This is a genomic window from Flavitalea flava (assembly GCF_054461575.1).
Genome location: NZ_JBTLQH010000001.1, coordinates 85,913 through 99,910, shown reverse-complemented (window position 1 = coordinate 99,910; position 13,998 = coordinate 85,913). Strand labels below are relative to the sequence as shown.

General features: G+C 47.1%; 8 protein-coding genes. 5 read left to right on the top strand and 3 right to left on the bottom strand.

Annotated features, from left to right (window positions below; translation table 11 throughout):
- Positions 1-16: 16 nt before the first annotated feature.
- Both ACX0G9_RS00355 and ACX0G9_RS00350 read right to left on the bottom strand, forming a co-directional pair.
- Positions 17-1,054 carry an aldo/keto reductase gene (locus ACX0G9_RS00355; protein ID WP_459062841.1) on the bottom strand — a complete coding sequence of 346 codons (1,038 nt, stop codon included), beginning with the start codon at positions 1,052-1,054 and terminating at the stop codon, positions 17-19.
- Between the two features lie 11 nt (positions 1,055-1,065).
- On the bottom strand, positions 1,066-1,293 hold the full coding sequence (locus ACX0G9_RS00350; RefSeq protein WP_459062840.1) for a CDGSH iron-sulfur domain-containing protein: 228 nt from the start codon (positions 1,291-1,293) through the stop codon (positions 1,066-1,068).
- 148 nt (positions 1,294-1,441) lie between these two features.
- Here ACX0G9_RS00350 and ACX0G9_RS00345 point away from each other — a divergent pair, with 148 nt between their 5' ends.
- Entirely contained in the window at positions 1,442-3,511 is a 2,070-nt protein-coding gene (locus ACX0G9_RS00345; protein ID WP_459062839.1) for a S41 family peptidase, read from the top strand.
- 71 nt (positions 3,512-3,582) lie between these two features.
- Positions 3,583-4,662, top strand: a complete 1,080-nt coding sequence (locus ACX0G9_RS00340; RefSeq protein ID WP_459062838.1) for an LIC11966 family surface protein — start codon at positions 3,583-3,585, stop codon at positions 4,660-4,662.
- 5 nt (positions 4,663-4,667) lie between these two features.
- On the opposite strand, the gene ACX0G9_RS00335 is transcribed toward ACX0G9_RS00340, so the two are convergent.
- The gene (locus tag ACX0G9_RS00335; RefSeq protein WP_459062837.1) at positions 4,668-5,438 is read right to left on the bottom strand and encodes a hypothetical protein; all 771 of its coding nucleotides are present in this window, start codon (positions 5,436-5,438) and stop codon (positions 4,668-4,670) included.
- A 350-nt stretch (positions 5,439-5,788) separates the two neighbouring features.
- Between ACX0G9_RS00335 and ACX0G9_RS00330 the strand changes: the two genes are divergently transcribed.
- From ACX0G9_RS00330 to ACX0G9_RS00320, 3 genes are all read left to right on the top strand, one after another.
- Entirely contained in the window at positions 5,789-8,923 is a 3,135-nt protein-coding gene (locus ACX0G9_RS00330; RefSeq protein WP_459062836.1) for a SusC/RagA family TonB-linked outer membrane protein, read from the top strand.
- 20 nt (positions 8,924-8,943) lie between these two features.
- Complete coding sequence (locus ACX0G9_RS00325) at positions 8,944-10,557, top strand: SusD/RagB family nutrient-binding outer membrane lipoprotein (protein ID WP_459062835.1); 1,614 nt, start codon at positions 8,944-8,946, stop codon at positions 10,555-10,557.
- An 86-nt stretch (positions 10,558-10,643) separates the two neighbouring features.
- Positions 10,644-13,982, top strand: coding sequence for a VCBS repeat-containing protein (locus tag ACX0G9_RS00320; RefSeq protein ID WP_459062834.1), 3,339 nt, complete (start codon positions 10,644-10,646; stop codon positions 13,980-13,982).
- Positions 13,983-13,998: the final 16 nt, after the last annotated feature.

Sequence of the window (13,998 nt, the reverse complement as noted above, 5' to 3'; positions counted from 1 at the left end):
CTTTTTTTATGGGAAATCAATACAATTCCGGCGGCGGGTTCAGTTTCAGATCCTGCCGCTGGTGCCAATACGGATAAATCAGGGGTTTATCACTGGCAGCATCCAGCTTTTTAACCTGGTCCAAAGAAAGATTCCAGCCAACAGCTCCCAGGTTCTGCATTAATTGTTCTTCATTACGGGCTCCAATGACGATATTGGACACCGTAGGCCGCTGCAATAACCAGTTCAGGGCTATCTGCGCAACAGACTTACCGGTCTCTTCTGCGACTTCATCCAGGGCATCCACGATGTTGTATAACAATTCTTCCGCAGTAGCAGGACCATGACTGCCTCCCTGGTTGATGCGGTTATCCTGCGGGGCCGGTTGATTTCTGCGAAATTTCCCGCTCAGCCGTCCAGAGGATAAAGGACTCCATACGATGGTTCCCACTTTCTGGTCCAGACCAAGGGGCATCAATTCCCATTCGAATTCCCTGTCCAGCAGGGAATAATAAGCCTGATGGGCCACATAACGGGACCAGCCATATTTTTCCGATACGGAAAGAGATTTCATTAAATGCCAGCCTGAGAAATTTGAACAGGCGATATAACGGACCTTTCCGCTTTGGATCAGGTTGTCGAGCGCCTTAAGGGTTTCTTCCACCGGCGTATTGCCGTCGAAACCATGCATATGGTAAATATCGATATGATCGGTCTTTAAACGGCGAAGACTGTTTTCGCAGGATTCGATCAGGTGAAAACGAGAGGAGCCGTAATCATTCGGACCTTCCCCCATTTTAAAGGTAGCCTTGGTCGAAATCAGCACCTTATTCCTTAATTTGTGATCAGAAAGCACCTTTCCCAGGATCTCCTCGGAGACTCCTGTTGAATAAACATCTGCCGTATCGAACAAGGTTACCCCGGCATCCATGCACAAATTAACCAGCCGGACGGCTTCCTCTTCCCTGGTCGTTCCCCAGGCCTTAAAAAAGGATCCTTCTCCGCCAAAAGTGGCCGTGCCATAACTTAATACCGGAACATTCAGCCCCGACCCGCCCAATTGTCTGTATTCCATGATAAAAGAGTTTATACAGGTTTCTTAGGCGGAAGATTAAAGGCGATAGCCTCATGATCAAAATGGCCTTTATGAGACCCATCGCAGAAAGGCTTATTTTGAGATAACCCGCATCGGCATATGGAAACTATTTCCCGGCCGGCCAGATCATAGTTGGTTCCGCTTTTATCTACAATCTCAAAATCACCTTCCACTTTCAGAGATCCATTGCTGTTAACCGTAATTTTTGTTGTTGCCATCGCAGGTATAAATTAAGAGGCGAATATAGCAAGAATTTAATTATTTTCACTTTGGATATACTGACCCGATTTTATGCAAAAATGGTTACCCCTTTTACGCGGCTTCGCGCTATTTTCCCTTACTTTTTTTCTACGGACCGCCGGCCTTATGGCTCAACCCGCTAACCCACCCCTGCAAAAGGCTGCCCAGGACGCATTCCTGATCACCCGCATGGTGGAAAAATTCCATATACAGCCCCGCCCCATCAATGATGAAATGTCTTCCGTCCTTTTCTCCCGGTTACTGGAGGAATTGGATGAACAACGCATTTTTTTTACCCGTGAGGATATGAACAAACTGTCCGTCTACCGGTTCAAACTGGATGAAGAAATCCTTAACCGGCAATACAATTTTTTGCAATTGCTTATCGGCATTTATAAACAAAGACTGATCCAGGCCGATACCCTGATCGATCACATCGGCGCGATCCCCTTTGATTTTTCCATCCGTGAAAAATTCTCCGCAAAGGAAGATACTTCCTATGCAGCGGATGTAGCCGGGATACATACAAAGATCTACAAACTGGAAAAGCTATCCGTGCTGAATAAGATCATCACTTTTCACCTTGACGCCAACGGGCCTTCCAAACCTCCATCCAAAAAATTCACGGATAGCCTGGAATCCTTATTACGGAAAAGGACCAGCAAAACAGTCAAAAGGTATATCAAACGGATCCTTCAAAGCCCGATGGGAGTGGAATCCATCATCGGAACCATTTATTGCCAGGCACTGGCTTCCTGTTATGACCCTCACACTAATTTCTTTCCTCCGGAAGAGAAGGTGGATTTTGAAAGCCACCTGGGTAATACACCTCTCTCTTTTGGTTTCGCACTCAGCGAGGATGAAGATGGCAACCCGCAGGTCGGTCACATGAAACCGGGAGGACCGGCTTTCCAGAGCGGTGCCCTTAATGAAGGAGATAAGATACAATCCATTCGCTGGGATGAAAAGGAAGCCATCGATGTTTCCGGCGCAGGCCTGACAGAGATCCAGGGAATGCTGGCTGCTTCCGGGGGTAACAAAGTCACGCTTTCCATAAAAAAAGCCGATGGAACACTTCGTCAGGTCGTTCTGCATAAAGAACGATTGAATATGGACGAGGATGAAGATAAAGTGAAAGGGTTTATTTTAAAAGGCCCCCGGACCATTGGTTATATTTCCCTGCCGGCTTTTTATTCCGATTGGGAAAACAATAAAGGGGTTAACGGATGCGCCAACGATGTAGCCCGCGAGATCATCAAATTGAAGAAAGAGAATATGGAAGGGCTGATCCTGGATCTTCGTTACAATGGAGGCGGTTCCATGCAGGAAGCCGTCGAACTCGCAGGGATTTTTATCGATGCGGGGCCTGTGGCGCAGGTCCAGGAAAAAAACACCAAAATTGTCACTTATAAAGATATAACACGGGGCACTATATACGACGGTCCTTTATTGCTCCTGGTCAACGGACAAAGCGCTTCTGCATCCGAAATGCTGGCAGGCACTCTTCAGGATTATAACCGGGCGCTGATTGCAGGTTCACCCACCTACGGCAAAGCGACCGCACAAGTAGTACTGCCGATGGATACCACTATCGACCTGGCTTCGTATAATGGCAAAGGTGACGCTACCAGTTATCTTAAAATCACCACATCCCGTCTTTACAGAATAACCGGCGCCACTGCGCAATTTACCGGGGTAAAACCGGATATCCTTTTGCCTGATCCGGCTGATGCAATGCAACAAAGGGAGTCGGACGAAAAATTCGCACTCCGGTCTCCGGATATTACCCCCAACAAATATTACAAAGCTCTTCCCCCGTTGCCCATAAAAGAGGTTGCATCGCTCGCTAAAAAAGAATTGGAGGCAGACTCCTTTTTTAAAGAAGCGGGCAAACATGCCGCTGAAAAAGAAAAGCCTTCTCCTGTCATTGATTTTTCCTTACTCATGGACGACCGCTGGCAGGAAAAGAAAAAGGAGGTCCGGGAATCCGGTATCGCGGGTGCCGTCTCCGACTCTTCTTTAAAAGACCAGCCGGAAAAAAATCTACTGTTTACCGTCACCAACCACGCCTCTGAGCAAAAACGACTGCAGATCGATCCGGACCTGAAGGAAGTCAATGAAGAAAGGAAGGAAAATGTGGAATTCGACCCCTATATCAATATGGCTTACCGGCTATTGCAGGTTATCATTAAATAATTTATTTTTATAGCATCTGTAGCATCTGATTTTACCGGATCCCATTTAAAACCATTTCAAAACCCTTATTTATGACCCTTTTATACCCCTTTTCCCTGCATTTTACACGGCATTGCCTTGGCCTGTTCCTCTTATCTTTTTCTTACTTTTTATTTCCGGCGGAAGTACTCGCTCAGACCACGGATAATCCGGGGGATTACATGTCTTCCATTGCCAAGGCCAGAGGAGATATGGATATCAAATATATGCAATACCTGAGCGCCGTGGCACACGGGCGCCATGCCCGTAAAGTGGAAAAGCTCCGGCAGGAGGTGCTGGATAATATCCTGCAATGCAAATATAATACTACGGATATCCATCAGTACAAAGGAGACAATTCCCTGCGTAAAGGGAGCATAGATTACATACAGGTTTGTTACCTGGTCTTTAGCGAAGACTACAAGAAGATCGTGAATATCGAGGAACTGGCGGAACAATCCGTCGATGAAATGCAGGTCTATCTCCTGCTGGAGGAAAAAGTAAACGACAAGCTAAAAGAAGCATCGGCCGACCTGCAAAAAACGACAAAAGAATTTGCCGCAAAATATAATGTAACTCTTATCGAAGAAAAAAATGCTCTTAGCGAAAAAATGGAGACTGCGGGAAAGTTGAATACGTATAGCAATCAGGTATACCTGGCCTTCTTTAAATGTAATTGGGAAGACGGGCAGATGGTCACGGCCATGAATAATAAAAAAGTGAACGACGTAGAACAAGCGCGGAGTGCCATGCTGAGTTATGCCGCCGAAGGGCTGAAGTCCCTGGATACCCTTAAAACCTTTGACGGTGACCCGTCCCTGGCTAATGCCTGCCGACAGGCTCTTCAATTCTACAAGAATGCAGCCGAAAAGGAAGTTCCCAAACTGACAGACTTTTATCTGAAAGAAGAAGATTTTGCCAAATTAAAAAAGTCATTTGAAGAAAAGTCGTCAAAGGAACGCACTAAACAGGATGTGGATGCCTATAATAAAGCAGTAAAAGAGGTCAATGAATCCGTAAACTCTTTCAATCAAACCAATAACAATCTCAACAACAACCGCAAACAGACCCTCAATAACTGGCAGGAATCTCAAAAAAGATTTGCCGACGATCATATGCCTCATTATGGTTAGGAAACTTATACCGCTTCAACAGCAATCCGGGCTGGACTTAAAAAAGTAATCCGGACCTTTAGGGAATCGCCGGCCACGGGTTGAACAGAAGATTGTCCACCAGCTTCCGAAGGCTGAGGAGTGGACAAAATGTGCATGGACGGGACCGGCATTTTCGCCTGTATCTTTTCCCCGATCAAATTTATATAGAGGCTGTGGGGTGTTACTTTATGAATGGTAGCCTGAATGACTTTTTTATCAGCGAACCAGCGTTGCGCCGTCAGATATTCGGGTATGTATTGATGTTTGAAAAGCGAAGCAGTTATCTTCTCGGGGTTCCCCGTATTTTCCAGCCGGAATTGAACGGGTTCGTTCAGGGTTCGTTCGGACGGCGGTATTTCCCAGACAGACAAAGGAACAGGAAAGAACAGGTAACTGCCCGTCTCCTTTACAAAATACCCGCCATCTACCAATTTCAGGTATCCGGTGAATGTATTATCCGTTTTGGAACGGTTGATCAGGTTACCTAAGGCATTATTGAACCGGTAGATGATCTGTTCCGCAACCATTTTATCCCCCCTGGCAGATAGGGAAAGGGTAAAATAAACCTCATCCCCCTCGCGGAAATGGTGGCTCTTTTTGATCAGTTTTTCCTCTTTTAACTTTAGTTGGGACGCCTCGTCAATCTTGCCATTAATCGTCCTTTTTTTCCCGCCCGCTGTATATTCTATAGCCACATACTCCTTTTCGTGCATCACAAAACTGACTTTTCCTTCTAATCGTTGTTTGGCCGTCATATGACAAAAGTATCGTTTTTTAGGGTCAAAAAGATTACGCAAACGATTGCTGCAATCGATTGTCTTGCATAGATAATTGAGATACAACGCATTACCTATTAACGTATTATTAAGGCAAAAATGGGAATTAGAAAAGGATTGTTTAGATTTATGAAAATGTTAAAAAATATTTAACATTAAACCATTACGATTTCTGTTATTCCGACACTATTTATAACTACGGGTTAACCCGTACTTTCTGATCCCAGTTTAACCCCGGTCCTTAGCTGATATCGATGACCAGGGCCGTACTAGTCAGAATCTATTTTGCTTAAGGTCTAATTCATTCATTTTCAAACCAAAACTGCACAATGAGAAAAATCAGATTTTTTCTAGCCTTTCTCCTGATTCTATGGGGAATGGGCGCTTCTGCTCAAAATCGCACAATTACCGGGAAAGCTGTCAATCAGCGCGATAAGTCTTCCCTGGCGAATGTCACCGTCAATGTTAAAGGCACCAAAAATTCTATCGCCTCCGGTTCGGATGGCAGTTTCACCATTTCAGCGCCGGACAGGAATATTGTCCTGGTGATTTCCTCCGTAGGATTTCTTAGAAAAGAAGTAGCGGTCGACCAGGGTACTAATTCGGTAACCATTGAGCTGGAAGAAGATTCCAGGCAGTTGAGCGAAGTGGTTGTTACCGCCCTCGGAATTACCCGGCAGTCCAAGACCCTGGTTTATGCCACGCAGACGGTAAAACCGTCGGAACTCACCGGTGTCCGGGATGCCAACAACGTATTGAATTCCCTGGCGGGTAAAGTGGCCAATGCGGTCATCACCCAAGGCTCTGGCGGACCCGGCAGCGGTGCCAAGATCGTTTTGCGGGGGAACCGTTCCATTCAGCAATCAAATAATGCCCTGATCGTGGTGGACGGGGTGCCCATCAATAACACCACCCCCACCGGTATGGTTCCCGGGAACGATTTTGGTAATGTACAGGGCTCCGATGGAGCATCCAGTATTAACCCCGATGATATCGAGTCCATGACCATTCTGCGGGGAGCTTCCGCGGCAGCATTGTACGGAAGCCAGGCGGGTAATGGAGTGATCGTTATCACCACCAAAAAGGGGGGAAAGGACAAACTTTCCGTCAATGTCAACTCCGGGTTGACTTTTGAATCTGCCTACGCCCTGCCGAAAATGCAAAATTCGTATGGTCAAGGTTTTAACGATACGCTGAACATTACCAAAGGAGCCAGCTGGGGAGCAAAAATGACCGGCCAGGCCTATACCGATTATTTGGGAAAACCAGGTACCTATTCGGCTCAACCGAATAATATCAGGGATCTCTTCAGAACGGGCACCAGTCTCAATAACTCTGTTAGTTTTTCCGGAGGTTCGGAAAAAGCAACGACCTATTTTTCCTATACCAACAATAATATAGAGGGTATCACCCCACGCAATGACATGATGCGGCATACGATTACGCTACGTCAGACCAATCAGTTCGGCAAACGGTTTTCTACGGATGCCAAGATCACTTATCTCGTCCAGGACATTAAGAACAGGCCTCGTACCGGTGAGGAAAATGCCCCTGTCTCGGATCTTTACCAGATACCCCGCAATGTTAGTACTGCCCAGGCAGAGCAATATCAGGTATTTAACAGTTTTAAGGTACCTGGAGCCTCTCCCTGGCCCTCTACTAATGGGGCGATCTATCAGAATCCCTATTGGATGCTGAATAACACGTCACAGAATGAGAACAGGAACCGGGTCATGGGCTTTTTATCCGCAAAATTCCAGATCACTCCCTGGTTGAATGTAACCGGCAGGGCAAATCTGGACCGGATCTTTGACGCAACAGAAACCAAATATCAGCAGGGTACGCTGCTCTGGGCTCCCAATAGCGGTGGATATTATCAAAAGAACAATCTGGTCACCACACAAAAATGGTTCGACGTTATCTTCGATGGGACAAACCAGATTGCCAAGGACCTGAAAGTAAATTATCATGTGGGAGCGATTTACCAGGATAATGAATTTGTTCAGGATCAGTCTACCGCCAATGGATTAAATGTAATCAATAAGTTCAGTCTGAATTTTGCTACGGCTCCGGCCTTCAAAACAACCGGAGAGGAAGTTCGGACCCAGGCTGTATTCGGCCAGGCCAATTTTTCTTATAAAGATGCCATTTTCCTCGATGCCAGTCTCCGTAATGACTGGGATTCCCGTCTGGCTTCTCCCTATTCCTATCAATATTATTCCGTCGGGGCTTCAGGCATATTATCCGATCTTTTTGTTCTGCCAACCAGCATTTCTTTCCTGAAGGTAAGTGCCAGTTATGCAGAAGTGGGCAATGGCGGTCAGTTTGGTCTGCTATACCCGACTTATGATTATACGCAAGGCGCAGGAAATGGCTTTTTAGCACGGGGTACCACGCTTCCTTTTCCCGGCGTTAAACCTGAAATTGTAAAAAATCTGGAAATCGGATTGGAAGCAAAATTTTTGGACAACCGGTTTGGAGCATCGGTGACCTATTATAAGAGTAATTCCATTAACCAATTGCTCCGTCTGGATCTGCCAGTGGCAACCGGATACGCAACCCAATATTTGAATGCAGGTAATATCCAGAACCAGGGATTGGAACTGGTCGTCAATCTTACTCCGGTCAGGAACAAAGATTTCACCTGGGATATTGCGCTTAATTTAGCGCTTAACCGGAATAAGATCATCAAGTTGAGCGATCTTGTAAAAACCGCCTATTTAACCGGCGACAACAAACCGGGTAATCTCAGGTCCATTATCCCGATCGCGCGTGAGGGAGGAAGTTATGGCGATCTGCTGGGGAATTACTGGCTGACCGATGCAAAAGGCAATCATCAGTTGAACGCCGATGGAACTCCGCTGACCACTTTTCAGACAGGAGGTCTTCCAAAGGTCCTCGGGAACTTTAATCCGAAAGAGACAGTGGGCATGACCAATACCTTCAAATACAAAAGATTCTCCGCCCGTGTATTGATCGATGGCCGGATCGGAGGTACCCTTGTTTCAGGAACAGAAATGAACCTCGCCGCCAGCGGAATCCCGGAGGCCACGGGCAAATTCCGGGAAGGCGGTCTGACCCTGGGTGGTGTAGATGTATCAGGCAACCCGGTCACAAAGAGCATCAATGCACAGGCTTTCTGGACAAGAGTCTCGGGACAACGCTATGGGAGTGCAGATTTTTTTGCCTATAACGCGACCAACTTCCGGGTAAGAGAAGTTTCACTGGGATATGACCTTCCTATACATCTTAATTTTGTTAAATCGGCCAGGCTTTCCGCCGTCGCCCGCAACTTGTTCTGGTTATACCGTGGAAAATCCATTTTGGATTTACCTGGCTTGGGCAAACGAAAAATGTGGATGGACCCGGATATGGCTTTGGGTAATGGTAACTATCAAGGTACGGAATATTTCGCGCTGCCGTCTACCCGTAGCTATGGTCTTAACCTCCAACTTACTTTCTAATGACATTAAATTATAGGAATATGAAAAGAGTAAAAATATTTTTTGGATGGCAGGTTTCTGCGTACCTGTTATGCGGTCTCGTTTTATTCGCATCCTGTACAAAGAATTATAAGGATATCAATACGGATAAAAATAAAGTCACCACCGTCGGGGCTGCAGAACTGCCTTTCCTTTTTTCAAAGGCACAATCGGTAGCTACTATCAACCAGAATAATTACCAGGTTGCGCAAAATCTTTTTGCAGACCAATATGCGCAGTATTTTGCCTGCGAAGCTACTTACTTCGGCTCCGATCGGTTGAGCATTGTCCAAGGCTGGGTCAGCGCGGCGTTTAACCCGGTATACACCGATGCGGTGCCCCAGTTGCAAACCCTGTTTACCAACTACGATGCGGCCACAGGAGAAAACGCTATCGCCAATATCGTTTGGGTATTAGCTTTTCATAAAGTAACCGATTACTGGGGTCCCATTCCTTATTTTAAGGCGGGCACACCTTCCCCAACGGTTCCTTATGATCCTCAGGACAAGATCTACGATGATTTCTTTAAAAGACTGGCAGCTGCGGTGGCCGTGCTGAAAGGCCTGCCCGCAGGAACCAGCGCCTATGGCACTTATGACCTGATCTACGGCGGTAAAATTGCACAGTGGATCAAGTTTGCCAACTCGCTCCGTTTGCGGTTGGCCCTTAGAATTTCCAAGGTGGATCCTGCCCGTGCACAAACGGAAGCTGAGGCCGCCGTGGCCGGTGGCGTAATGGCCGTCAGCCCGGCCGATGATGCCCTGATCGCCAGAAGCACAGCCGGTGGAGATGGCAACGGGCTTTCCATCATGTCAGACTGGAATGAGTTCAGGATGAGCGCCTCCATGGCATCCGTATTAAAAGGATACCAGGATCCACGTCTGCCGGTTTATTTCCTGCCGACCTTCGATGTGACCAATGGTACTAATAATTATCAGGGTTTACGAAACGGCCTTACCGTAGCTCAACTGGGTGATCCCAAAAACGACCATAACATGAATTCACATGTGGGTCAGAGATGGTCATCGACGGGAGTTGTTGCGAAGAATGGAACTATACTGGGTACTGCCACTTCCAACTCCACTCCTCAGAATGTCATGTGTACGGCTGAATCCTATTTTCTTCGGGCCGAAGGTGCACTCCTGGGTTGGAATATGGGCGGATCGGCTAAAGACATGTATAATGCAGGTATCACGAATTCCCTGGCTCAATGGGGCATTACCGATGCCCCTACGGTAACGGCCTATGTCAATAGCATCAACGTACCCATCGCACCCGGCGATTTACTCAACTCACCGCCTATGACAAATATACCGGTCCTTTTCGGTGCGACCCCCGCTGTTCAGCTGGAACAAATTGCTACCCAAAAATGGCTGGCCCTGTTCCCTGACGGTGAAGAAGCCTGGGCCGATTACCGGAGAGGCCATGTACTTAAATTATACCCCGTGGCTACTTCGGATAACCCTGATCTCCCTGATCCCAATACGCAATGGATCAGAAGGATCAATTTCCTAACCTCGGAAATACAGAACAATGGCGATGAAGTGACCAAGGCCATCCAGTTACTCGGCGGCCCGGATAAAATTACTACTCCACTCTGGTGGGATAAGAACTAATACCGATATTTTTATTTACCTTAAAGATCCCATCAGTACTACCTGGTGGGATCTTTTTTGTTTCTGCTACACATAAAAACCAAAACATGTTACCAGCCCGTAAGAACCGGCCCTTTTGGCTTATTTTGTCCTTAATCCTGTCTCTTTTCCTTAGTTGTAGCGAGCCCACTCCCACACAATTGTTTACCCGCCTCGATCCCGAAAAAACAGGAGTTAATTTCCGCAATACCCTTTTCGAAGGAGAAGCCCTGAACGTTCTGAATTATATCTATTTCTATAATGGCGGTGGGGTGGCTATCGGGGATATTAACAATGACGGCCTCCCTGATATCCTGTTCACCGGCAATATGGTGAAGAACCGGCTTTTCCTGAATAAAGGAAATTTTAAATTCGAGGATATTACGGAGAAAAGCGGCGTTGCTGCACTGGAAGGATGGTGTACAGGAGCCACTATGGTCGATATCAACGGGGATGGTAAAATGGATATTTATATTTGCCGGTCGGCAGATGCAGATCCAACCCGCCGAAAAAATCTGCTGTTCATCAATAACGGAATTTCTTCCACAGGTGAAGTTACCTTTACCGAAAAGGCCGAGGAATATGGGCTGGCCGATGAAGGATTCTCTACCCAGGCTGCCTTCTTCGATTATGACAAGGATGGCGATCTCGATATGTTCCTCATCAATCATTCCCTACATCAGTATGCTTCCGGAGCCGTAGATAACCCTGGATGGAGAAAACAAAACCAACCTGCCTTCGAATGCAAACTTTACCGCAACGACTGGAATGAATCCCTGCACCATGCGGTATACACGGACGTTTCAGCAAAAGCCGGCATCACTTCAGACGTGCTGACCTTCGGCCTGGGGCTGGCCGTTTCCGATCTGAACAATGACGGATGGCCCGATGTGTACGTCTCCAATGATTTTAATGAGCCGGATTACCTGTTCATGAATAACGGCAACGGAACGTTCACCGAAAAACTCCGGGATGCGATGGACCAGACTTCTCTGTATTCCATGGGTAACGATGCGGCTGATTTTAATAATGACGGCCTGGTCGATCTGATGACGCTGGATATGCTGCCCGAGGATAATCACACACAAAAAATGCATAGCGGCGCGGAGAACTTTAATAAATTCCAGCAACTTTTCAACCGGGGGTTTTATTTTCAATACAGCCGGAATATGCTGCAAAAAAATAATGGCGACGGCACTTTCAGCGAAACAGGCCAGTTGGCCGGGGTATCCAATACGGACTGGAGCTGGTCCGCCCTATTCTCGGATTTCGATAATGACGGCAACAAGGATCTGTTGGTGACCAATGGTTATGTGAAAGATTATACGGACATGGATTTCTTAAAGTATTCCGCGGATAAAGCAGTCCAGGGAAATACGGAGCAGAAAGACGAAATGATCAAAGAGGTTATCGGTAAAATGCCCACTAACCAATTGTCTTCTTATATTTTCCGCAATAACGGAAACAGCACCTTTTCCAAAATGACCCAGGAATGGGGACTCGGTCACAAAACAGTATCCGCAGGAGCAGCTTATGCAGATCTGAATAACGACGGGGCCATGGATCTGGTCATCAATACAACCAATGATTTTGCCGGCATTTACCAAAATAACCCGGCCCTCAACGGGAAAAATAATTTTCTCCGGATTGCCCTTCAGGGTGACCCGAAGAACAGTACCGGGATCGGGGCGAAGGTCAAACTTTTTTGCGGCGACCGGCTCTTTTACCAGGAACAACAACCGGTGCGCGGTTTCCAGTCCTCGGTAGATCCTGTATTGACTTTCGGTTTGGGAAAAAACACCCTGGTGGATTCCATCCTGATCATCTGGCCAGATGATCATTTTCAATGGCTAAAACAGGTTAAAGCCGGACAAACCCTTAAAATAAATCGTAAGGATGCTTCAGGCACCTGGAAATATGGACCCACGGCCCTGCCCTATTTCAAAAAAGTTGCGGATCCGGGCATTACACATGTCGAGAACGAATTCAATGATTTCGATGTGCAACCGCTCCTTCTCAATTACCTCTCCCGTCAGGGTCCCTGTATGGCTAAGGCCGATATCAATCACGACGGTAGAGAGGATCTTTTTATCGGAGGATCAAAAGGTCATCCCGGCCGTATTTTTCTTCAACAGACAGACGGGACTTTTATTATTTCTCCACAGCCCGCTCTGACCCGGGATTCATCCGGCGAAGAAGTAGCCGCAGAATTTTTCGATGCCAATGGGGATGGCAGCCCGGACCTCCTCGTAGGTAACGGTGGTTATGAATTCGCGCCCAATGATCCTGCCTTGCAAAGCCATTTGTATTTGAATGACGGGAAAGGGAATTTCGTAAAAAAAGAGGGTGCCCTTCCTGCCCTTTTGATCAGTGCCGGTTGCGTCAAAGCCGCTGACCTGGACGGAGATGGGGATCTGGATCTTTTCCTTGGAGGAAGGGTCGTGCCGGGTAATTACCCCAGCCCACCGGAAAGTGTCATCCTGCTCAATGACGGAAAAGGCCATTTTACCGATGCAACGGATCAGGTCGCTCCTGCCCTGCGCAGGATCGGCATGGTAACCGATGCCGTTTGGATCGACCTGAATAAGGATCACCAGCCGGACCTGGTCATTGTCGGGGAATGGATGCCTGTCAAAGTTTTTTTGAATGACCATGGAAAACTGACAGACGCCTCCTCCTCCTATATTAAGTTTCCTTCCACAGGTCTTTGGAATAAGATACTGGCAGCAGATTTTAACGGCGATGGTAATCCTGACCTGGTCATCGGTAACCTTGGTGAAAACGCCCAGTTCAGAGCCAGCGAAAAAGAACCTATCAGCCTTTATTATAAAGATTTCGATAACAATGGCCAGCTGGACCCTGTATTTTGTTATTTCATTAACGGAGTTTCCTATCCGGCCGCATCCCGGGATGACCTGACCGGACAGGTACCTGGTCTGAAGAAAAAGTTCATTGAATATCATAGTTATGCTGACGCTACGATGAACGATTTGTTTTCGCCCGAACAACTGAAGGATGCCGGTTTGCTTAAGACTGAATTATTGTCCACCGTGTATCTGGAGAATAACGGGTCTGCCGGCTTTACCCGCAAACCCCTCCCACAGGAAGCACAGTTGGCTCCTGTCTATGCCATGGCTGCCCTGGACGCCAATCACGATGGCAAAACAGACCTCCTGCTAACCGGTAATAATTCCATGACCCGAATCCGGTTCGGAAGATACCGGGCCAATCACGGAATCCTGTTGACGGGAGATGGCAAAGGGAATTTCAACTATGTCCCTCAAAGCCTAAGCGGTTTTAACCTCCGGGACGATATCCGCAGTATCGGCGTGTTCCAATCCGGGAATTATACTAATTTGCTCTTTGGGGCTAATAATAATGCAGTAAAGGCTTACCGTTTGCAGTAAACGTTTTACGGTAGGG

Coding starts and splice junctions, on each gene's coding strand:
- ACX0G9_RS00325 (WP_459062835.1), top strand. CDS start 8,944: ATGAAAAGAGTAAAAATATTTTTTGGATGGCAGGTTTCTGCGTACCTG.
- ACX0G9_RS00345 (WP_459062839.1), top strand. CDS start 1,442: ATGGCTCAACCCGCTAACCCACCCCTGCAAAAGGCTGCCCAGGACGCA.
- ACX0G9_RS00335 (WP_459062837.1), bottom strand. CDS start 5,438: ATGACGGCCAAACAACGATTAGAAGGAAAAGTCAGTTTTGTGATGCAC.
- ACX0G9_RS00355 (WP_459062841.1), bottom strand. CDS start 1,054: ATGGAATACAGACAATTGGGCGGGTCGGGGCTGAATGTTCCGGTATTA.
- ACX0G9_RS00340 (WP_459062838.1), top strand. CDS start 3,583: ATGACCCTTTTATACCCCTTTTCCCTGCATTTTACACGGCATTGCCTT.
- ACX0G9_RS00320 (WP_459062834.1), top strand. CDS start 10,644: ATGTTACCAGCCCGTAAGAACCGGCCCTTTTGGCTTATTTTGTCCTTA.
- ACX0G9_RS00330 (WP_459062836.1), top strand. CDS start 5,789: ATGAGAAAAATCAGATTTTTTCTAGCCTTTCTCCTGATTCTATGGGGA.
- ACX0G9_RS00350 (WP_459062840.1), bottom strand. CDS start 1,293: ATGGCAACAACAAAAATTACGGTTAACAGCAATGGATCTCTGAAAGTG.